Here is a 21862-nt window from a genome sequence, read left to right as displayed (position 1 = left end):
TCGGCGGCAACACCCCCGGTAGACCTTTCGGAAAGTGGTTGATACGTCTCATGGCATCACAGCCTGAACAAAAGCGGACACATACCCCGACAACGTCGTCAAGCCTTGCCGTTGAACGCCTGCAGCGGATTTTGCTGCCAAAGTTGGGTGAGCCCCGTGATGTCCGCTCGCTCTACTTGGTTGAGCCGGAGACTAATGCCGGTCGTGTGCAAGCACATTCTCGCACCTCAGCCACCATTCCGGCGGGTGATGAAGTTAGTTTTGAAACCTACTTCAATGCTTTTCCGGCCAGCTACTGGCGCCGGTGGACGAATCTGGACAATGTTGTCCTGCGCCTGGAACTGTCCGGTACTGCGCGCGTGGACATTTACCGTTCGAAGATTGACGGTGCGCGTATCGCCGTGACCGGCGAAGTTGTCGGTGATCTGGGTGCGGCGGCTGAAGGTGCAGAAGCCAAGGTGGACGGCAAGGATGTGCACGTCTGCGAAATCCCAGTACCGCTGACGCAATTTGAAGACGGCGGCTGGATTTGGTTTGACCTCACCTGTGAGACGGACGTGGTAATCCACTCCGCAGGTTGGTACTCCGATATCGAGGCGCCGAGCCAGACGTACCCGGACGGCACGGAGCATCCGGCGCCGGAGGGGTGCGTCACTATCGGTATCCCGACGTTCAATCGCCCGACCGACGCAGTTGCTGCTCTTGAGGCGCTGTCCTCGGATTCTGAGGTCGATGCCATCATCGATGCTGTTTTGATGCCTGATCAGGGCACCAAGCACCCGGCAGACGAGCCGGGCTTCGATGCTGTCGCCGAGCACTTTGGTGACCGCCTGCGTATTTTCCCGCAGGGAAATCTCGGTGGTTCCGGCGGGTACTCCCGCATTATGTATGAGGCCCTGGGCGGTCCGGATTCGGATTCGAAGCGTGCGACCGATAGTCCGTTCATTCTCTACATGGATGACGACATCGCCATCGAACCGGATTCCATTCTGCGTGCGGTTGCTGTCGGCCGGTTCGCGAAGTCCCCGATGCTGGTCGGCGGTCAGATGCTGAACCTGCAGGAGCGCAGCCACTTGCACTCGATGGGTGAAGTCATCGGCCGCCATGACTTCATGTGGACTTCCGCTCCGCACGTCCACTATGACCACGACTTTTATGCGCACCCACTGCGCGATCGCGGGGAGCACGGCACTAACGCAACCGGTGAGGTTGTCGATTCGAAGGATCTTCACCGTCGCATCGATGTTGAGTTCAACGGCTGGTGGATGTGCCTGATTCCACGCGTCGCCGCTGAGACAATCGGTCAGCCGCTGCCACTGTTTATTAAGTGGGACGATGCCGAATACGGTTTGCGCGCAGGCACGGCAGGCTTTCCGACGGCCACGTGGCCGGGCGTAGCAATTTGGCATATGGCCTGGTCGGACAAAGACGATGCGATTGATTGGCAGGCGTACTTCCACCTGCGCAACCGCTTGATTGTCGCGGCTCTTCAGCACGAGGGCGATGCTGCCGGTATCGTGCGTTCCATGCGCAAGGCCACTTTCAAGCACCTTCTGTGCCTGGAGTACTCCACTGTTGCCATCCAGAACGAAGCCATGAAGGACTTCCTGGCAGGTCCGGAGCACCTGTTCGATATTCTCGAGTCCTCGCTGCCGCGCATCAATGCCCTGCGTAAGAGCTTCCCCGACGCGGTTGTGCTGCCGAGCGCAGGCGATCTGCCAAAGCCCTCCGGTATTCCGGGGGTTCCGACAAAGGATGTCGGTGGTCGTCTGGGCAAGCTGAAGAAGGTCGGTTGGCTGGCCAAGGGTCTGCTGCACAGCGTGCGCCCGGAAAACTCCGAGCACCATGCGGTGCCGCAGGCAAACCTGGCGCCGCTGGAGGCTCGTTGGTTCTCCCTGTCGCGTCTGGATGGCGCAACGGTCACCACCGCTGATGGCCGTGGCGTGGTGTATCGCCAGCGTGACCGCGACAAGGCCAAGGCTCTGCTGGAAGAATCCTGGGAGCTGCAAAAGCAGGTTGAGGAGCGGTTCGAGCAAATGCAGGCACGCTACCGCGCAGCCTATGACGATCTGACCAGTAGGAAGGCCTGGGCGAATGTCTTCGAAAATTAAAGGCGATCCGTTCGGCGAGTCCGACGTTCTCGTTAATATTCAGCACACGCTTAACGACGTCCCGGGTGTGCTGCCCACCGCGCGTGCCATGAGCTATTTCGGTGAGCACGCCCTTGGGTGGATGGGGCTCGCTGCCCTCGGGGCGGCGGTGGATAAGGAGCGACGCATTAGCTGGGCAAAGGTCGGTGTGGCCGCCTTTACCTCGCATGCGGCATCGGTGGTGCTTAAGCGCATTGTCCGTCGCCCGCGTCCCCATGACCGTCGTATAGCAATCGGCGTTGGTACGCCAAGCAAGCTGAGTTTCCCGTCCTCGCACGCGACGTCGACGACGGCGGCGCTGGTGGGGATTGCAAAGTTGGGTTACCCGGCAGCACCGGCCGTGGGCGTGCCGGCGATTATGCTCTCCCGCCTGGTGCTGGGAGTTCATTACCCAACCGATGTCGCTCTCGGAGCAGCGCTGGGTACAGCCACTGCTCTTGCGGTGGACAAGATAGGTGATAAGGTCATCGAGCCGAAAAAGGCGCAGCATAACCAGGGTGGACAGCCCTCCATTGCGGAAAGGAATGCACAGTGACACAGGCGGAGAACGACAACTTGGCCAATGTGTCGGCCAACCAGCGGCAAGCTTCTCAATCAAGGATTGGGTCCGAGCCGCACACTTCCGGTATCGATGAGCCTGCGCACCCGCAGGGGCATCCGCCGAAGAATCTGTTGGACGGCATGATCAAGGCGCTTCGCCCGAAGCAGTGGGTGAAGAATGTCCTGGTCATTGCGGCTCCACTGGCAGCCGGCAACGAGATCATGGACTCGGGACGTTCGATCGGTACGCTGACCGTCGACATCCTGGTGGCGTTTGTGGCCTTCTGTTTGGCCGCATCGTCGATTTACCTGATTAATGATGCCCGCGATGTCGAAGCTGACCGCGCGCACCCAACCAAGCGCTTCCGCCCAATTGCCGCTGGCGTACTGCCGGTGAGCATGGCGTACATTATGGCGGTCGCACTGATTATTGGTTCGATTGCGGTGTCCTGGTTCGCCTCTGAGGGGCCAGGGCTAGCAATTGTTGTGGCTGTATACATTGCGCTGCAGCTCGGTTACTGCTTTGGCCTGAAGCATCAGCCGGTGATTGATATTGCGCTGGTGTCCTCGGGTTTCATGCTGCGTGCAATGGCCGGCGGTGTTGCTGCCAACATCAACCTGTCCCAGTGGTTCTTGCTGGTTGCCGCCTTTGGTTCGCTGTTCATGGCAGCCGGTAAGCGTTACGCTGAGCTGCTGTTGGCAGAGCGCACGGGTAAGAAGATTCGAAAGTCGTTGCAGGGTTACACCGCGACTTACCTGCGCTTTGTGTGGACCCTCGCTGCGACCGCCGTGGTGCTGAGCTACGCGCTGTGGGGCTTTGAGATGGGCCGCGCGCCGGGCACTTCATCGACTTCGGCTATTTGGTACGAGATCTCGATGGTTCCATTCACTGTGGCCATCCTGCGCTTCGCCGCCGACGTTGACCGTGGTGATGCGGGAAGCCCGGATGAGATTGCGCTCAAGGACCGACCGCTGCAGGCACTGGCCGTCCTGTGGCTGCTGTCCATTGCCATCGCTGTCTACGCTGTCCCGACTCTGGGGTAGTTCCCAGTTCTTATCCCTTTAAGCGAACTGCGATTTCCGTCGGGTTCTCGTCGGGTTCTAGTCGGGTTCGGTTGGTAGCTGAAAGCCCATGCACCGAGGGGTGCATGGGCTTTTTTGTGCCTAGCTAATACTTACGTTGTGTTTGGGGTTCTTGTAGGCGTGTTTTAGGTTTCTCAGTCAGTCCTACGGATTAGTCGGGGCAGAATTACAATTTTGTAATTCCATGCTGGTAAACATTGTTTCTCCTTGTGGTGGATAGTTTTGGGGAGAAATGTGAGAAATATTACGGAATGATTACGATTTAAACTTGGATGTAGGGAAACGATTGAGTATCGTTACATACTCGAGATTCTTTTGTGGGGTCTCCAGTTGTCGCGTCACAACTGGAAGCAGAAAAGCGAAAGCTCGCGTAAGCGACTGCCTCCGAAAAGTCTGGCGCGGAGGTAAGTCCGAAAGTAAAGAGGAGAACGATGAGCTTTACTGCAGTGAGTCGTAACTTCACGGTGAAGGTCGTAGCTGCCCTTGTGGCTGTTGCAATGGTGTTTGGTGGCATCATGCTCGCATCCGCGAAGGATGCGAGTGCTGATCCAAACCGTGATCGACTGCGTCCAGGCTGTGAGTGGGATCCATACAACTGGTGGGTTCAGTACTGCCAGGTCTTCTCGCCGGCTATGAACCGCAATATTCCGGTTCAGATTAAGGCGGCTACTGGTGGCGGCGATGCGTCCCTGTACATGCTCGACGGTCTGTGGGGCTTTAATAAGGGCGCGTCCGGTTGGATTTGGTCGGGTCACATTGCTCAGACCTTCGCCAATGACAACATCACTCTGGTTGCGCCGGCTGCTGGCGACGGCTCCTTCTATGCCGACTGGAGCGATCCGGCCGTGACTTCCGAAGGGGTCAAGACTCAGAAGTGGGAAACCTTCCTGACTCAGGAGCTGCCGGTCTATCTGCAGCGTGAGTTTGGTGTCAACCCGAACCGCAACGCAATCGCTGGTCTGTCCATGGGTGCGGCTGCGGCGGTTTCTCTGGCGGCCCGCCACCGTGATCAGTTCAAGCAGGTTACTTCGCTGTCCGGTTACTACCAGATGTCCAACCCAGTTGTTGCTACGGGTACCACTGCAATGGTGGCTAGCACTGGTGTAGTGAATCCGACTGGCATGTGGGGTCTTCCGGTTCCGGCCTCGGCGGAACGCCAGGCCCATGACCCTTCGATGCTGCTCGACCAGCTCAAGGGGCTGCCGATGTATGTTTCCTCCGCCCAGGGTGTTCAGAGCCTGTGGAGTGATCCGGAGGTTTTGAACCGTCCGGTGCCACAGCTCCCTGACACCGTCTGGCGTGCCGTGATGGAGTCCGTCTCCCGCGCTTCGACGCAGCGCTTTGAGCAGGATGCTCGCGCTGCCGGCCTCAATGCGCAGTTTGTCTACAGCCCCAACGGTATCCACTCGTGGGAGCTGTGGGGCCGTGATGCCGCGCTTGCTCGCCCGCACATTCTTCGGGCGCTGGGGCTTTAAGCCGGTAATTATTTCAGGGCACTCTGGCGCTCTGGCGCGCTGGCCTAGTTCTGGTGCTGGATGACTTCTTAAAGGGACTAGCTTCTTAAGACGTCTCAATTTTGAAAAAGACCAATCCTTTTGTTGGGGTTGGTCTTTTTCTGTGTTGAGTCCGGTTTGGATGCTGAGCGGAAGGTGTGGGTAACGGCTTAAAGAGGGGCACAAAGAGTTGCGCTGTCAAAGCTTGAATTCAGTTCCGTTTGCGTGTGTCTCCACGGTTTTTACCCGTAAGAGGGTAAACATGAGAGTCGAACCTTAAAGTAAAGGGTGAAGCTATTCAGGTAGCTATACCGTTTGTTTCGCAGAACGTGTGTGAGATTCTTCGTGCAGCGGCATGCCGGAGGAGGGGAACCTTCGGATACGTTGCTGGTCACCACGTAATTCCGCGAAGTCGAACGGTAAACGCATAGCTCTAGCGCCGCGTGATGCTATCTGCAGGTGCCTAATCGGCGCCGGTGCAACACTCAACGTCTCAAATAATTTCAACCAGCGACTTTGTAAAGGGAAGCCCTCTTATGCGCGTAACCGCTAGATTCCCCCGTGGTGGCCTCGGCAACAGCCGGAAGTCATCGCGGGCGTTGACCGCACTTTTGGCACTACCGTTGACTCTCGCTCTCGGTGCCCCTGCTGCAGTGGCGGAACCGGAGCCAGCTCAGCCAGGTCTGCCTAGCTACGAGGAGCTTCAGGCCGTTCAGGGGCAGTTGGCTCAATCTGGAGACCTGGGAGACCTTGCTAAGGCCGCTGAAGCAGCGCAAGCTGCTGGTGCGCAGCTACCTGGCCTGGGTATGCCGAAGCCGATGCCAGGGCCGGAGCGTACGCCATTTAAAGTCGATACTCCCGCAGTGGCGAACCTCCCCAGCGGAGTCAGCGTAGACAAGGTCGAGTGGTACACAGATCACCACGTCATTGCGCACATTCGCTCGGCTGCCATGCCGGAGAAGCCAATCCAGGTTGAGATTTTGCTGCCGCGCGATTGGTACCGCGACAAGGAGCGCACATTCCCGAGCGTCTACCACCTTGACGGTATGGCATCGTTTGATGACTACTCCGGTTGGATTCGCGCTACTAATATCGAGCGCTTCTACGAGGACAAGAATGTCCTGGTGGTTATGCCTGCCGGCGGTACATCGTCCTTCTACTCTGACTGGGATCAGCCGGATAACGGTCAGAACTACAAGTGGGAGAGCTTCATCACTAAGGAGCTCGTGCCGGTTATCACCAACGGCTTCCGCGGCAACGATGAACGCGGCATTATCGGTATCTCCATGGGAGCTACCGGTGCTTACAACGTTGCAGCACACTCTCCGGAGCTGTGGAAGTTTGCCGGTAGCCTCTCTGGTTACCTGGATATGACTTCGCCGGGCATGCCGCAGGCAATCTCTCTGGCGATGAAGAACACCGGTGGCTATGACGCGACGAAGATGTGGGGCCCGCTCGGTTCGCAGCGTTGGAAGGACAATGATCCGAAGCTGAACATCGACAAGCTCAAGGGCATGTCGCTGTACATCTCGGCGGGTAACGGCAACACCGGTGAGTGGGACGTGCCGTCGCAGATCGATCCGACGAAGCCGGACAATCCGACCGGTTACGCATTGGAAGTGCTTTCCCGCATGACCAGTGAGACCTTCATCCGAAATGCTCGCGAAAAGGGCGTCGAGCCGGTTGTGAACTTCCGGAGCTCGGGTACTCACACCTGGCCGTACTGGCAATTCGAGGTCAGTCAGGCCTGGCCAACGCTGGCCGATGCACTGCAGTTGCCGGAGTCCGATCGTGGCGCTGTCTGCCGCGTAGGTGGCGAGATTGAAAAGGCCGTCGCATCGCTGCCGGGAATCGGCACCTGCCTGTCGGATGAGTATGGTGTCGCCAAGAATGGCGTGGCTCAGGACTTCACCGGCGGTACCGCCTACTGGCACCCGGATTCCGGGGCACATGTGGTCTGGGGACGCATCGGTTCGCGTTACAACGAGCTCGGTGGTCCGTCCTCGCCGCTCGGCTACCCAGTGACCAACGAACTGGCTACGCCGGATGGCTCGGGACGCTTCGTTCACTTCGAAAAGGGCTCGATTTACTGGACTCCGGAAGGCGGAGCCCACGAAGTCACCGGCGACATTATGAACGTCTGGGGCAAGGCCGGCTTCGAGACCGGTCCGCTGGGCTACCCAGTCGCCAACCACCGCGATATTCCGGGCGGTGTCGCCCAGGACTTCCAGGGTGGCACCATCGTCAAGATCGGCGGCGAAGAACCTCGCATCGTGCGTGGTGAAATCGGCCGTGTCTACAAGGAGCTCGGTGGCGCTGAGTCCGATCTGGGTCTGCCTGTCGACGGCGACGAGGTCAAGCTCGCCCGCGGCGCTTTCCAGCGCTTCGAACACGGTGCCATTTACTGGACTCCGGAAACTGGTGCACAGCCGGTGCGCTCCAACGACATCACTGACCACTGGGGCAGCACTGGCTACGAAAATGGCCCGTTCGGCTACCCGGTCGGCCCACTGCAGCCAGTCAAGGCCGGCGGTCTTGAGCAGCAGTTCGAGGGTGGCTGGATTCGTCAGCTCAACGGCAAGATTGTCGAAGAGCGCAATAAGCCAGAAGCGCCGGCCCCAGCCGCCGACAACGGTGATGACAAGTAAGCCAACCAAAGCAGGGCACTGAATAAGGGATAGACAAATGTCCATGAACAAGTCCTTCCGGACACTGGCTACAACCACAGCTGTTGCGCTGCTGACCTTCGGAGTGGCCGCCTGTGGCAGTTCCACAGTGGAATCTTCGGAGGTCACCTCGTCGACGACTACGAAGACCTCCACGACGTCGTCAAGCACGAAGACTTCTGCGCCGAAGTCGAGCGAAAAGTCTGCGCCGGAGATCACAGATCCCCAAGCTAAGCGCGTGGACGAAGCGCCCGATGGGCAGATGAAGCTCAGCGAGGCGGACGATTCATACCTCGGAGCGCTGGAAAAAGCGGGAATCGATGTTGATGGGGTGGAGGATCAGCTCATCGGCACAGGTCGCGCGGCATGCGCGGACGCACCGGAGGAGGAGCGTGAAGTCATCGCGCTGGCGATTGCCGGGCAGCTGGTCGCCCAGGGGCGCTCACAGGAAAGCGCCGAAGAAGTGGCGAAGACTATTGCAAGCTCCGCTAAAAAGGCGTATTGCTAGCACTCATGCGTAAAGTGCTGACAATTCTGGCGGTCATTGTGCTGGTGGCCGCTATTGGCTTCGGCGTAGTGCAATGGCTTAACGACGACCAAGGCGGTCAAACCCCACCGACCCCCGGTGACGATGGCGGGGTTCTGGCCGAACAACCCGAGTGGTGCCCGGCGGTAGAAGTTATCGCTGTGCCCGGAACTGCGGAATCGCGTGCTGACGATGATCCGATGGCCCCGACCGCGAACCCGCATTCGCTGCTGCTTGGTCTGACGAACTCGATTTCGGAGTCCTACTCGGAGGGTGATGTCAAGGTCTGGACTACGCCGTACCCGGCACAGATCAAGACGCATCAGCTGCCCGACCAACTCACTTACGATGATTCGCAGGCAGTCGGGCGCGATGTCACCGCTAAGGAAATGGCTGACTTGCACGGGCAGTGTCCACTGACGGACTTCGTCCTGATGGGCTTCTCCCAGGGTGCCGCTATTGCAGGTGATTTGGCCTCTGACATCGGCAATGGCCGCGGTGTCGTTCCGGCCGAGCGCATTGCGGGCGTGGCTCTGTTGGGCGACCCGCGGCGTGACCCCAATCAGGGCGTGAACCAGGGCGTTCCGCTGGCTGGTGTGGGCGTCGAGCTGTCATTGCAGCCGCTCGGCGGTATTGTGCAGGCTGTGGTTCCGGGCGCAACGATGCGCGGTCCACGAGACGGCTTTGGGCCTCTTAATGACAAGGTCCAGAATGTCTGCGTGCCATCGGACTCCTTCTGTGATGTGCCTCCGGGAGTGGCCGATGCGATTGCACGAGCGCAGGAGATGATTACCGGCGCGGGTGCGCACGCGACCTACGCCACGAATGATGCGGCAATTCCGGGGACGACTCCGCTGGCCTGGACTGAGGGTTGGGCTCGCGAACTGATTGAGCAATCGCTGGCGCGGTAGTCGAGGCAGCTCACAATGTGCGAGACGCCCCCGACGGGGACTTGCTGTTAGAATCTTGCTCAAGAACTGGTGTTTAATGTTCCAAAACAACAGTTTCGCTAAAATTTCGAAAGAAATTGACAAAGTTGCAGGAAGCAGTCTGACGGAACCGGTTATTATCGCCCAAGGAACTGCTGTTCATGACCGGATAATCTAGTCGAAAAGGTAGGGTGCAATGACGAATCCGATAAACCCATATGGAGATTTCGACGAAGACGGTATGCCGAGGTCCCGGGGAAAGTTCGCCGGCAGCTCGGGTGCTTACAGCTCCGGTATGCCGTACTCGGATCCATACCCACAGCAGCAGCCGAACATGGGGCAGGGCTATCCGGACCCGAGCCAGCACAATTTCCACAACGGGTACTCGAACCCGTATCAGAGTGGTTACCCAAACCAGCAGGCGCCGGCGTATTCCGCTGGCTTCGGTGGCCCGAACCCGCACCAGGGCTACGGGGGCGCAGGTGCTCCTGTCTCGGATAAGTCCAAGATTGCAGCGGCTCTGCTTGCCTTCTTCCTGGGTACCCTCGGTGTTCACAACTTCTACCTGGGGCACAACTCGCGTGGTGCTATTCAACTAGCACTGACGGTATTCGGCTGGATTACGGCTATCCTTCTGGTCGGATTCTTCCTAATCATCGGCGTCAGCATTTGGGCATTTATCGAGTTCATTTTGATTCTCGTCGGTAGTGGCTCCTACGCCTATGACGCTAATGGGCGCCGCCTGCAATCGTAGGAGCCTCGTCCGAAGCCGCTAGTTCCTGAACCCGTGCACCGGGGCGGGGATGTAGCCGCCACGGGCAATGAACTCGGCATTGCCCTTGGCATTGACATCAATGACCGGCGCATATCCGAGCAGACCACCGAAGTTCACCTCATCGCCCGGCTTGGTACCCGGCACCGGAATGAGGCGGGCGGCGGTGGTTTTGTGGTTCATCACACCGATGGCGGCCTCGTCGGCAATCATGCCGGAAATCGTGGTCGCAGGCGTGTCACCAGGAATTGCAATCATGTCGAAGCCCACCGAACAAATAGAGGTCATCGCCTCCAGCTTGTCCATGCTGATCGACCCCGCACGGACAGCATCAATCATGCCCTTGTCCTCAGAGACCGGGATGAACGACCCGGACAGTCCACCGACGCGTGAACAAGCCATCAGGCCGCCTTTCTTGACGGCGTCGTTAAGCAGCGCGAGCGCGGCAGTGGTGCCGTGCGTGCCGACCTGCTCCAATCCCATGTGTTCGAGGATGTGAGCGACGGAGTCACCCATCTCAGCGGTCGGCGCGAGCGAGAGATCCACGATGCCAAAAGGCACGCCCAGGCGCTCCGACGCCATCGTGCCGACCAGCTGACCCGTACGTGTGATCTTGAACGCCGCCTTCTTAATCTCCTCGGCGACTTCGTTGAAGCTGGCGCCCTGTAGATCGCCGAGCGCGCGATCGACCACCCCCGGACCCGAAACGCCGACGGATACGACACAATCGGGCTCCCCGACGCCGTGGAACGCGCCGGCCATGAACGGATTGTCGCCCACCGCATTGGCGAAAACCACCAGCTTGGCGCAGGCAATCGAGCTGCGGTCAGCGGTTTGCGCCGCGGCTTCCTTCACCACCTCGCCCATGCGACGCACTGCATCCATGTTGATGCCCGCGCGTGACGACGCTACGTTGACCGAGCTGCACACCAATTCGGTCTCGCTCAGAGCGTGGGGAATGGAGTCGATGAGCCGCTTCTCGCTGGTCGTCGCACCCTTTTCGACGAGCGCCGAGTAGCCGCCGAGGAAGTTCACGCCAGAATCGCGGGCGGCGCGGTCGAGGGCCTTGGCCACCACGGTGGGATCGCCTTCGCAACCGGCCGTGATGAGGGAAACCGGTGTGACGGAGATGCGCTTATTGACAATCGGAATGCCCAGCTCCGCCTCGATACCCTCACAGACCTCCACGAGGCGAGCGGCCTGCGTGGTCACGCGGTCATACACCGCCTGTGCGGTGGCTTCCATTCCAGAGCGAGAGCACTCGAGCAGGGAAATTCCCATAGTGACCGTCCGGATATCCAGACGGTACTTCTCGATCATGTCAATGGTGTCGAGGAACTTAGATTGCGCGAAGTTGAAATCCATCCTGGTCGCGCCCTTTAAATCTCGTTGACGGCGTTGAACAGCGCCTCAGACTGGATTCGAATGACAAGCCCCTCCCGCTTGCCGACGGAATCCATGTAACCCTGCAGCGTGCTGATGGGGGTGGCCTTCTCGTTGAACTCCACCCGCAGGATCATGGTGAACCATTTATCCATGAGGGTCTGGGAAACATCGACGATGTTGACGTCCTGCTCCGCCAGAGCAGTGGTGACGGCGGCGATGATGCCGGTGTGATCCTCGCCGGTGACGGTAATGATGGCAAACATGGCCTCAATTTTAGCCGGTGGGGAGGTGGGGAAAATCTGTGGATGGCGGTTGTGCTGGTGGCGAGTTTGTGGCGAAGCATGTTCAGGGCCGCCCAAAAACACTTCACGACACCTATGTCACCTCGTGTCATCTGTGGAGGCGGCATGAGGTGACATAGGTGTCGTGAAGTGAGGAGGAGGGGAGGGGCGTGAGCGTGGGCTGTGCCAGAGCGGGGGCAAGCCTTACGGAGCCAGCCCTATCGGACGTCGACGAACTCCTTGACAATCCACTTGCGCAGGGCGAGCAGAATCAAGCCCAAGACAACCGAGGCGATACCCAGGGTGATGAAGAAGGTGTTCTCAGCAGCGGCATCCTCATAGTTGTAGAAGCCGGCCAGAGTGCCTGCCAGTGAAGTACCCATAGCGACTGCCATCAGCCAGACGGCCATCATGCGCGACGGGAATGCTGCCGGAGCGACCTTGGTAGCAAGGGCGTTGCCGACCGGGCTCAGCATGAGCTCACCCATGGTGAACAGGAAGAGAATCCAGATAATCGCATACAGCGGAGTGGAGTTCTCACCGCCACCGGAGAATGGGATGAAGAAGAACAGCGAGATACCGATGATGATGTTGGCGACACCGAACTTCACTGGGGTGGACCACTGGCGGTCACCAAGCTTGGACCAGGCGGCTGCAAAGACCATCGAGAAGGCGATGATGAAGATCGGGTTGATCGAGTTAATCCAGGCCGGGGACATTTCCCAACCGAAGATCTCGCGGTCGAGGCGGATGTCCGAGTAGATGGCCAGCACCGTGAACTGCTGCTGGAAGATACCGAAGAACAGCACGCCTGAGACGAACATCGGGATGAAACCGACCAGGCGAGTCTTCTCCGATTTCGTCGTAAGTGGCGAGGAGTACATCTGCCACCACAGCACCACAGCGGCGATCAGTGCAATCACCGTGACCACAGTGGAAAGAGTCGTGACCGGAACAATTCCGGTGGAAACCAGCGTAACCGAGACAACAGTGATGACCACTGCGATGCCAATCCATACCGGGTACTGCTTCTTCGGCAGCGGGTTCGGAATCTCATGGCCAGCCTCGGCGATGGTGGACTTGCGCATCAGGATGTACTGAATCAGACCGGCAGCCATACCGATAGCGGCCAGACCGAAGCCCCAGTGGAAGCCCTTCATTCCCCAGATCCAGCCGGTGAGCAGTGGGCCGAACAGGGCACCGATATTGACGCCCATGTAGAAGATGGAGAAGCCGGCGTCACGACGCGGGTCGTCCTTGGCGTAGAGCTGACCCAGCACGACCTGTGCGTTGGTCTTCACACCGCCGGAGCCGATTGCGATGGAGACAAGGCCAATAGCCAGGCCAATCACGCCAGGGATGAATGCCAAGGAGATGTGGCCAAACATGACCAGGATGGCGGAGTAGAACAGTGTCCGCTCCGAGCCAAGGATACGGTCGGCAACCAGAGAGGCAACGAGTGCGGCCATGTAGACAAGACCGCCGTAAGCACCGACGATGGAGGTAGCAGCACCCTTGTCCAGGCCGAGACCGCCCTGAGTGGTCTCGTAGTACATGTAGAAAGCCAAGATGGCCTGCATGCCGTAGAAGCTGAAGCGCTCCCACATTTCGATGCCGAAGAGGTTGGCGAGACCCCACGGTTGGCCCATGAACGTGCGTTCTTCGCTGGACCCTGCGGGCTTATGATTTCGTTGGGTCTCAGCAGTTGGTTGATTGCCGAGAGCCTCGTCAGAAGATTTGTCCATTCTTCAATTATCGAGGCGTGGCGCAAAAATTAAAAACCAGATTTAGTCAGTGAACTAAACCGAAGGGTTAGGAACGGGGCCAAAGGCTTAGTCCAGAGACTTACGAGCAACCGCATTCGACGCTGCTCGCCAACCCAGCAGCAGCAAGGCGCTCATGACTGAGGCAACCAGAATGAAGGACCAGTGCGGGACTGCCGAATTGCGGGTGGCCCACACAGCTAGGCCGACGACGACAGTGCCGAGCCACACAATTGCGCCTGAACTCACTGCACGCGGGTTCGGCTCGTTCTTAATCAGCGCGGTGCCCAGGAGGACACCGAATGCGAACGGCCACCAGGTATCGAGGATATTGATGAAGGTAAAAGAATCCTCGGGAGTGTTGTGAGCCAGGCGCGCTAACACGGCGAAAATAAAGATGGCGAGGATGTCAATCAAGAACGTCGATACGCGTGTGTTCATGCTTCTTAGTCTAGCGACCCCTCAGATTGGTGGGGGACCAGCGACCAGCGGCGAGGAAGCCATTAGCGGTCAGCGACTGGCTGATGCTCGGGCTGATCCTTGTGGTCGAAGCCGAGGGCGTAGATAATCCAGCCCACAATTGCCACCAGGACGAAGGAAACGATGCGGTAGACCAGCACCGCTGCAAAGGCCTCGGCGCCGGTGGTGCCGCCTGCGATGAGAGCCGCGGTCAAAGCGGCCTCGACAGTGCCGATGCCGCCCGGTGTGGCCTGGATGAAACCAGCGAGCTTGCCGGTTACGAAGGCCAGCAGCACCTTCGTAGCGGAGATGTCATCGACACCAACGGCACGGATGGCGGCGTAGAGACAGACAATTTCCGCGACCCAGTTGATAAAGGACCAGGTGAAGGAAAGAGCCAAAGTTTGCACGGGCAACTTCACGCTGGTCAGCTGTTTGACGGACTCTTCAAGTCGGTCGACATCGGTGTCCGCGGGCTTCTTTCGAATCTTGTTAAAGACACGCAGACACCACGCGCCTGTCTTGTTGAGAAAAGCCGGGTTCTGCGAAATCCGCCACAGCAAAATGGTGGCTAGTAAAACCGCAATTGCCATAGCGATGAGCACCGCGGTCGTGCCACCCTGTCCGACGAAGAAGAGGCTGCCAAGCCCCAGAAATGCCAGACCTAAAAACGACAACGCGCCCGAAAAAAGCACGAACCAGCTGACAAGGACCGCGGATGCGCCCCACTGCATCATGCGCTTAATCTGTAGCGCCGTGGAGAATGCAGCACCACCGGGAACGGTGACCGCCCACGCGTTGGATGCGAGGGTTAGCGCATTGGTGCTACGGCGAGTGGCTGCTTTTACGCCTCCAGCTCGCAACAGCAGACGCATCACTTCCGCCATCGCGTAGAGCGAAAAAGCCACGGAAAAAATAGCGATGAACAGCCACTTAGCGTCGACATCCGCAAGGATTTGGAGCCCCTGGACGACGCTGTCCCAGTTTCTTACCGTCAGGACGACACCGGCAATCACGAGGGCCACGAGGATTATCGATCGTAGCCAGCTCGAATTGCCGGTTTTGAGGACTTTTTTAAGTCGTGACATAAATAAGAAGCCTGTTCGTCTTCCTGTTCGTCTCCCTAGACGTCGCCGCAGTGGTCTCCCTAGTCGTCGTTCTTGCCGTCGCGCTCCTTGAGCAACGAAGTGAGCGGACGGAACGGCTGCAGCCACGCACCGCCATCAGGCAGGCGGTCGAGATCGATACGCGGTAGCGGCTCGCGGAAGACGCCCTTGATTTCCTCCAGGTCAACGAAGCGAATCGCATCGGAGGCCAGCGCCCAGGAAGCGTGCTCGTGAAAACCGATGACGGTTACCCGAATCCCCTCGGATGCGAGCTTTTCCAGCAGCTCCTGGAAATTCTGGCCATCGGCGGACGCAACGACGACACTGCGCAACACGCCCTCGTCGTAACGCCGTTGGATGTGCGCAATCATGTCCGGGTCAACGTCGGTGTCCTCTTCGATCTTCGGCTTTGCGAAGACCGCGAAACCGACATTGCGCAGAGCCTCGACCCAGGGGCGGACAATCTCCGCTGAGCCCGGGTTGACGTTGGTGAACACCGTGGCCTCGGGGAGGACATCGGAACCGATTTTGTGGGATACGCGCTCGGCTTCGTCGATAAGCCATTTGCCCACGGCGTCGAAGCGGGGGCGGTGCGCGGCGGTCGGGCGGGAGCCCAAAATGGCGCCGAGCCCCATGTCCAAGTTCGGGGCATCCCACACGAGCAGTGCGGTGGGGTGCGTCTCGGTGGTGTTGTAGCTGGCAGAGGTGTTTTGGGTAGTGCTCATGTTCCTATGCCTCTTTCTTGCGCCAGATGAACTCGTGGATGTCGTGGTCGAGGTTCAGGCCGCGGGCTTCGAACTTGGTCGTCGGTCGGTCGAGAAGCATGGGGGATTCCGGCCAGGGCCAGGCGATGGGCTCGAGCGTCGGCTCGACCTCGCGGAGCTCCTCGATCCATTCGGCGTAGTCCGCATGGTCGGTGGCGGCGTGGAAAATGCCGCCGGGCTTCAGACGCGAAGAAATCAGGCGCAACGTGCCGGACTGCACAATGCGGCGCTTGTGGTGGCGTGCCTTCGGCCACGGGTCCGGGAAGAACAGGCGTACGCCGGCCAGCGACTCCGGCTCGATCATGCGCTGCAGGACCTCGACGCCGTCGCCGCGGACCATGCGGATGTTCGACACCTCATTGCGCACGGTGGCGGAGAGCAGTTTCGCCAGGCCAGGGCGGTAGAGCTCAACGGCGATGATGTTGTGGTCCGGTTCTTGCGGAGCCATAGCCACGGTGGACGTGCCGGTGCCGCAGCCAATCTCGACGATGGTCGGTCCCTTGCGGCCGAACCATTCCTCCACGTCAATGACTTCGTCGGAGAGGACCTTGCCGTACGTGTCCCAGTTGTCTTCCCAGATCTTTTCCTGGTTGGGAGTCAAAGTGCCGCGGCGGAAGGACAGATTGCCGATGCGCGGGTAGTCAAGACCATCGTCGAATTGGGTCTTTTCCGGACGACCTGCAGGCAATTCGCCCTTCTTCGGCTGGCGTTCATGCGGTTGTTCCGCCTGCTCGTCCGCGCGAGTTGGCAATGGTTCAGATTGCTGCGAAACCGCAGGCTGTTCGATATTTTCAGAAAAATCAGAAGTAGTCACGTTCCCTATTGTCCACGACATCGGCCAACTATCCAATCATTGCCCCTAGGATTTTTGTTGTTGTCCTGGCGGTTTCACGCCGGTTGACGATGCCGCGTCGTCCTGAATAGGCGGCACGGCGGGGCAATTTGTTTTGCCGACTTGCCGAATCCGCGGTCCGCTGTAGGCTGAACGCGAAGCCGCGCTTATTCGTTGGTTGAAGCGGTGCTTGGGGTCTGCCTAGCGCAGTGTTTCAGGGCGCGGATTCTGGCCTACGGGCCGTATGGGGGTTACGCAGGTTTTTAACTAAACTGCGCAGGGGATTTATGGGAGGGGACTAGGCCGAATGGACCTTATTTCCGCAAGTGACGTCACGGAAACAACACAGCCGTCAACAGGATCTACATCGTCGTTGCGCGCCGCTGTGGTGGACTGGCTGTCAGCACGGCAGGTCGCGCACTCGGACACCACACACACGAGCGGTGCGGAGGTGTGCGTCGCCAAGGCGCTTGAGCGTGAGAAACGGCCATCGATAATCTGCGCGCGATTGCGCAGGGGCGTGCGCGAAACCGCTGTGCGCGAGGCATTTTCGCAATGTCACGCGGAGCTGGCCGACAAGCTGTCCGTCCCTGTCGCGCTGGTCATCGAGCAACAACCGATTCGCCATTCGCTTGCCGACGAGTATTGCGACATCACCACAAACGAGACAGCTGAACACACCTTTTTGTTCAGCTCCGCGTTGCGGAAGATTGCTGAACGCCACGGGGCGAAAGGCGGATCACGCAATGATGACGGGCTACTCGCAGTGCAGTTGACTGAGATTGCGGCGGCCTTTCCCGCGGCTAGAGACAGCCTGGAGGAGCTGTTATGGCAGCACCGGACGTAGTTGAGCCACTCCCGGTCTCGGCCGAGGGGCCGGAGCAGCCACCGCTTCTTGTCACCAAAGCCGGGGACGCAGCGGACCGCGCGGACTTCTCGCAGATTGTTGATACTGCGACTCCGCCACGTCGCCTGGAGTTTGTGGATAAACGCAGCGCCGTCGTGCTCTATGTTGCAGACAGCGAGGTGCAGCCCACGCGGGAGTGCGTCAGCACGGTTGCAGCCATTAGCCAAGCCACCGGCCGTGTTGCAGTTGGCCTGATTGGCAATGGTGAGTATGCCGAGGCCTGGCGTCAGGAAATCGACAGCACAATCCCAATGGGAGCGCTGGACGAGAGGATGGCCAGAACCCTGGTTCTGCTGGCAGAAGGTCCGCCCAGAAACCCGGGGGAAACACTGAGTGCGCGCCGGGCTCGAAATGTGCGAGCTCAGCTGGCACAGGAGCGATCGCGCGGAGCCGGGGCGGCGGCGCGATTGCAGCGGAAGATGCAGTTGGCAGCTGAGAGTGCAGTGCGGGATGCGCTCCAGGAAGTGGCTGACGGCCCCGCGGGTGACCAAGCGGAACTTCAGGGCCGTGCCGAGGTCGCAGCGACGCGGCTGCAACAGCGGTGTGGCGACGAATTGGGCCTTCGTGTGGAAATCTCAGTGCCCGCTCCAGCAAGCCCAGCTCACCCCAGTTATGCCATGGACGCTCTGGTGGCGGTGGCATCGCTTGGCGTGGCGGTCGGCGCAGTGCGGATCGTCCACGGATTGCTGATGTGGATTGGGGTGCCGACGCTTGCGGCGCAGCTGGTCGCACTCGCAATAGGCCTCGGTGTTGCGGTGGTGGCGGTGAGCGCAACGATTCGTCGTAACGCACGCCAACGCACCTCGCAGTGGCGGGCAAATTATCTTGCCCATCTGCGGCGAAAATGGACACAGTCCGTGGAGATGACGGTGCGCGAAGCCATTGGTGCGCGGGGTCCGGGATGGCGAATAGAGCAGCTGGCGGAGTACACCGGAACGCCTGCACGATAGCTGTGACAGCGAAGAGAAATAGGGGGATATCACGATGGATGAGTTTTCTTTACTGCAGTACTTTTCCGATCAACCCGCGTCCGATGGCGGGGTGGAGGCGCGTTCGCCCGCTACGCCGTGTGGTTTGGAGGCAGCGACACCGATTGATGGGCAGTCGGTGGACGTTGGTGGCGCCGGGCTGGTTGTGGAGGTCGATGGGCAGCTCTACGACCTCGGCGACGACGAGGGGTCAATTACGCTTGCCGACGATTCCGGGTTGTCAATCTATTCAGATCTGGACGGTGACGGCACGGTGGATCACGTTACGACGGTCCGTTTTGACGGCACTTGGGAGTCTTGGAGCAGTGATGATGTGAGGGCTGCTGACGCGATGGGCGAAGCAGCAGTGAAACCGGCATCAGCCGCGGGGAAGTGGGATGCGTACTCATGGGAGCAATCCGCTCGGGGCAGCTGGGACTAACGACTTTGGAACCACGGTGCGCGGGGGTACCCGTGTCTCGGTTGCTTACAAATGGGGGTAACTGCACCCGAAGGGTTAATGGTTGTAAATTTATGTGGTGAGGCTGGCCTTATTCACTGGTTATGGCCGTAAATGAACAGGTCGCAAGAATGGGGCGGGGAAAATTATTTGTTGTAAAGCTGTGATGTAACGGCTTGCAAATGCGGGAACAAGCCGATTGTCGATGTGGGGCCCGGCAACTTTCGGTATCCCCCGGTAGCCTTAAATTAAGACGCGAATCAATGAGTCAGGAGAACTGATGTCCGCACCTTCTATTCCTGGTCTCGAGGGCCAGGCCCCGACCGAGAACGCCGAACTGCTGCGCTGGATTGCTGAGGTCGTAGAACTGACCCAGCCAGACAAGGTTGTCTTTGCTGATGGCTCGGAAGAAGAGTGGAACCGCCTTACCCAGGACCTGGTTGATAAGGGAACTCTTATCAAGCTGAATGAGGAAAAGCGCCCGAACTCTTTCCTTGCCCGCTCTAACCCGAAGGACGTTGCTCGTGTGGAGTCCCGCACGTTCATCGCTTCTGAAAAGGAAGAGGACGCTGGCCCGACCAACAACTGGGAGGATCCGGTCGAGCTGAAGAAGGAAATGACCGAGCACTACCGCGGTTCCATGAAGGGCCGCACCATGTTCGTCGTTCCGTTCTGCATGGGTCCGATCACCGACCCGGAGCCGAAGCTGGGTGTTCAGCTGACCGACTCGGAGTACGTGGTTCTCTCTATGCGAATCATGACCCGCATGGGTCAGGATGCCCTGGACAAGATTGGCCCGGACGGAGACTTCGTCCACGCTCTGCACTCCGTTGGCGCTCCGCTGGAGGAGGGCCAGGAGGACGTTGCATGGCCGTGCAACGATGAGAAGTACATCACCCAGTTCCCGGAGACCAAGGAGATTTGGTCCTACGGTTCCGGCTACGGCGGAAACGCCATCCTGGCCAAGAAGTGCTACGCACTGCGTATCGCTTCGGTCATGGCCAAGGAAGAGGGCTGGATGGCTGAGCACATGCTCATCCTGAAGCTCACTAATCCGGAGGGCAAGGCCTACCACATCGCCGCTGCATTCCCGTCTGCATGTGGTAAGACCAACCTGGCTATGCTGACTCCGACCATCGAGGGCTGGAAGGCCGAGGTCGTCGGCGACGACATTGCATGGCTGAAGTTCGGTGAGGACGGTCGCCTGTACGCTGTTAACCCGGAGAACGGCTTCTTCGGTGTTGCACCGGGCACCAACTACTCCTCCAACCCGAACGCCATGAAGACCATGGAGGCCGGTAACACCCTGTTCACCAACGTCGCGCTGACCGACGATGGTGACGTCTGGTGGGAAGGCATGGAAGGCAAGCCGGAGCACCTCATTGACTGGAAGGGCAATGACTGGACTCCGGATTCCGACGAGCTGTCCTCGCACCCGAACTCCCGTTACTGCACCCCGATTTCGCAGTGCCCGGTCGCCGCACCGGAGTACGACGATCCGCAGGGTGTCCCGATCGACGCCATCCTGTTCGGTGGTCGCCGCCCGGACACTGTGCCGCTGGTGACCCAGGCACTGTCCTGGAACCACGCAACCTTCATCGGTGCAACCCTGGCTTCCGGCCAGACCGCTGCTTCCGCTGAGGCCAAGGTCGGTTCCCTGCGCCATGACCCGATGGCAATGCTGCCGTTCATTGGCTACAACGTCGGTGACTACCTGCAGCACTGGATTGACATGGGTGTCAAGGGCGGCGACAAGATGCCAGAGGTCTTCCTGGTCAACTGGTTCCGCCGCGGCGAAGACGGCCGCTTCCTGTGGCCGGGCTTCGGTGACAACTCTCGCGTTCTCAAGTGGATCATCGACCGCATTGAGGGCCGTGTTGGCGCCAAGGAGACCGTTGTTGGTCACACCGCTAAGGCAGAGGACCTGGACCTGACTGGCCTGGACATCGACTTTGAAGATGTCAAGGAAGCCCTGAAGGCACCGGCTGCTAAGTGGCAGGGTGACCTGCCGGACAACGAGGAGTGGCTGAAGTTCCTCGGCGACCGCGTTCCGCAGGAAGTCTGGGACGAGTTCGAGGCTCTGAAGGCTCGTATCGAGAAGAGCCTGCAGGACTAAGATCTTGCTAGCTAGCCTTGCTAAAAGCTAGAACATAGAACCACCCCCTTGTTGCCCGAAGTGGCTGGCAAGGGGGTGGTTTGTGCAGTACAACGATGAAGGGTGACACGCAATGCAATTATCGCTTTTCTCTGATTTGAGCCTGCGTGTCATCACTTTGATGGCGATGGGGGAGCCGGGACGGAAGTACACCGCTGCTGAGGTGGCGGAGTCTCTCAATGCGTCTCGCGCGCATGTTTCCAAGGTCGTCTCGCGACTTGTGGAGCTCGGCTTCTTGGAAGCGGTCAAGGGGCGCAATGGTGGCATCTATCTGCGCGAGTCGGCTACGGAAAAATCCGTCGGCAAGCTGCTGCGCACTCTGGAAAACAACGAGGTCGTCGATTGTGTCGGCACTGACTGCCCATTACTGCCGACGTGCCTGTTGCGTGGCAAGTTAGCGGCTGCGCAGGAGGCGTTCTTCGCCGCACTGGATCCGGTGTTGATTGCTGATCTCATTCCGCCCAAATCGGCTAATGGTGTGGATGCCAATCGCCCCGAGGGAGACGGTCCGCAGGGGAGTACCCAGCTCAATATTCGTCCGGTTTAGGTGCAGAGCTGAAGGTCTGACCGCGGGTTGAAAAAGCTAAAAATGGTGCTGTCGAAGTTTTCTGGTGAAGTTTTC

At 59.2% G+C, this 21862-nt stretch carries 20 protein-coding genes; 13 read left to right on the top strand and 7 right to left on the bottom strand.

Annotated features, from left to right (window positions below; all coding sequences use genetic code 11):
* The first annotated feature begins 50 nt into the window (after positions 1–50).
* The 8 genes from QP982_RS00990 (at position 51) to QP982_RS00955 (ending at position 10141) form a co-directional block, all read left to right on the top strand.
* On the top strand, positions 51–2111 hold the full coding sequence (locus tag QP982_RS00990) for a glycosyltransferase (RefSeq protein WP_284870092.1): 2061 nt from the start codon (positions 51–53) through the stop codon (positions 2109–2111).
* Positions 2095–2685, top strand: a complete 591-nt coding sequence (locus QP982_RS00985) for a phosphatase PAP2 family protein (RefSeq protein ID WP_049190962.1) — start codon at positions 2095–2097, stop codon at positions 2683–2685. Before QP982_RS00990 ends, QP982_RS00985 begins: the two co-directional genes overlap by 17 nt.
* Positions 2686–2714: 29 nt before the next feature.
* A complete protein-coding gene (locus QP982_RS00980) occupies positions 2715–3734 on the top strand; it encodes a decaprenyl-phosphate phosphoribosyltransferase (RefSeq protein WP_049193199.1) in 1020 nt (339 codons plus the stop codon).
* A 470-nt stretch (positions 3735–4204) separates the two neighbouring features.
* Entirely contained in the window at positions 4205–5248 is a 1044-nt protein-coding gene (locus QP982_RS00975; RefSeq protein WP_070437281.1) for an alpha/beta hydrolase, read from the top strand.
* A 554-nt stretch (positions 5249–5802) separates the two neighbouring features.
* Positions 5803–7914, top strand: a complete 2112-nt coding sequence (locus QP982_RS00970) for an alpha/beta hydrolase-fold protein (RefSeq protein ID WP_070437279.1) — start codon at positions 5803–5805, stop codon at positions 7912–7914.
* Between the two features lie 37 nt (positions 7915–7951).
* Positions 7952–8440, top strand: coding sequence for a DUF732 domain-containing protein (locus QP982_RS00965; protein WP_016421642.1), 489 nt, complete (start codon positions 7952–7954; stop codon positions 8438–8440).
* 5 nt (positions 8441–8445) lie between these two features.
* On the top strand, positions 8446–9369 hold the full coding sequence (locus tag QP982_RS00960) for a cutinase family protein (protein ID WP_070602327.1): 924 nt from the start codon (positions 8446–8448) through the stop codon (positions 9367–9369).
* 214 nt (positions 9370–9583) lie between these two features.
* Complete coding sequence (locus QP982_RS00955; protein WP_284870090.1) at positions 9584–10141, top strand: TM2 domain-containing protein; 558 nt, start codon at positions 9584–9586, stop codon at positions 10139–10141.
* An 18-nt stretch (positions 10142–10159) separates the two neighbouring features.
* On the opposite strand, the gene QP982_RS00950 is transcribed toward QP982_RS00955, so the two are convergent.
* The 7 genes from QP982_RS00950 to trmB form a co-directional block, all read right to left on the bottom strand.
* Complete coding sequence (locus tag QP982_RS00950) at positions 10160–11524, bottom strand: PFL family protein (protein WP_147766142.1); 1365 nt, start codon at positions 11522–11524, stop codon at positions 10160–10162.
* A 14-nt stretch (positions 11525–11538) separates the two neighbouring features.
* Positions 11539–11808, bottom strand: coding sequence for an ACT domain-containing protein (locus tag QP982_RS00945; RefSeq protein WP_016421638.1), 270 nt, complete (start codon positions 11806–11808; stop codon positions 11539–11541).
* Between the two features lie 236 nt (positions 11809–12044).
* Positions 12045–13571, bottom strand: coding sequence for a peptide MFS transporter (locus QP982_RS00940; protein ID WP_284870089.1), 1527 nt, complete (start codon positions 13569–13571; stop codon positions 12045–12047).
* Positions 13572–13658: 87 nt separating this feature from the next.
* Entirely contained in the window at positions 13659–14030 is a 372-nt protein-coding gene (locus tag QP982_RS00935) for a DUF3054 domain-containing protein (RefSeq protein ID WP_049171813.1), read from the bottom strand.
* Between the two features lie 62 nt (positions 14031–14092).
* On the bottom strand, positions 14093–15136 hold the full coding sequence (locus QP982_RS00930; protein WP_049193158.1) for a lysylphosphatidylglycerol synthase transmembrane domain-containing protein: 1044 nt from the start codon (positions 15134–15136) through the stop codon (positions 14093–14095).
* Positions 15137–15195: 59 nt separating this feature from the next.
* Positions 15196–15879 (bottom strand): NYN domain-containing protein, encoded by a 684-nt coding sequence (locus tag QP982_RS00925; RefSeq protein WP_005510460.1) that lies wholly within the window; start codon positions 15877–15879, stop codon positions 15196–15198.
* 4 nt (positions 15880–15883) lie between these two features.
* Positions 15884–16732, bottom strand: coding sequence for a tRNA (guanosine(46)-N7)-methyltransferase TrmB (trmB, locus tag QP982_RS00920; protein WP_224784268.1), 849 nt, complete (start codon positions 16730–16732; stop codon positions 15884–15886).
* Positions 16733–17057: 325 nt separating this feature from the next.
* Here trmB and QP982_RS00915 point away from each other — a divergent pair, with 325 nt between their 5' ends.
* From QP982_RS00915 to QP982_RS00895, 5 genes are all read left to right on the top strand, one after another.
* Complete coding sequence (locus tag QP982_RS00915; RefSeq protein ID WP_070546516.1) at positions 17058–17597, top strand: hypothetical protein; 540 nt, start codon at positions 17058–17060, stop codon at positions 17595–17597.
* Positions 17579–18607 (top strand): hypothetical protein, encoded by a 1029-nt coding sequence (locus QP982_RS00910; RefSeq protein ID WP_284870088.1) that lies wholly within the window; start codon positions 17579–17581, stop codon positions 18605–18607. Before QP982_RS00915 ends, QP982_RS00910 begins: the two co-directional genes overlap by 19 nt.
* 34 nt (positions 18608–18641) lie before the next feature.
* On the top strand, positions 18642–19067 hold the full coding sequence (locus tag QP982_RS00905; protein ID WP_016421630.1) for a DUF6802 family protein: 426 nt from the start codon (positions 18642–18644) through the stop codon (positions 19065–19067).
* Between the two features lie 298 nt (positions 19068–19365).
* Positions 19366–21201 carry a phosphoenolpyruvate carboxykinase (GTP) gene (locus tag QP982_RS00900; RefSeq protein ID WP_284870087.1) on the top strand — a complete coding sequence of 612 codons (1836 nt, stop codon included), beginning with the start codon at positions 19366–19368 and terminating at the stop codon, positions 21199–21201.
* A 112-nt stretch (positions 21202–21313) separates the two neighbouring features.
* Entirely contained in the window at positions 21314–21787 is a 474-nt protein-coding gene (locus tag QP982_RS00895; RefSeq protein ID WP_284870085.1) for an RrF2 family transcriptional regulator, read from the top strand.
* Positions 21788–21862: the final 75 nt, after the last annotated feature.

The organism is Corynebacterium sp. MSK019, assembly GCF_030232425.1.
GTDB lineage: Bacteria > Actinomycetota > Actinomycetes > Mycobacteriales > Mycobacteriaceae > Corynebacterium > Corynebacterium jeikeium_D.
Note: the sequence above shows the minus strand (reverse complement) of the source record. Positions and strands in the feature narration are given on the sequence as shown.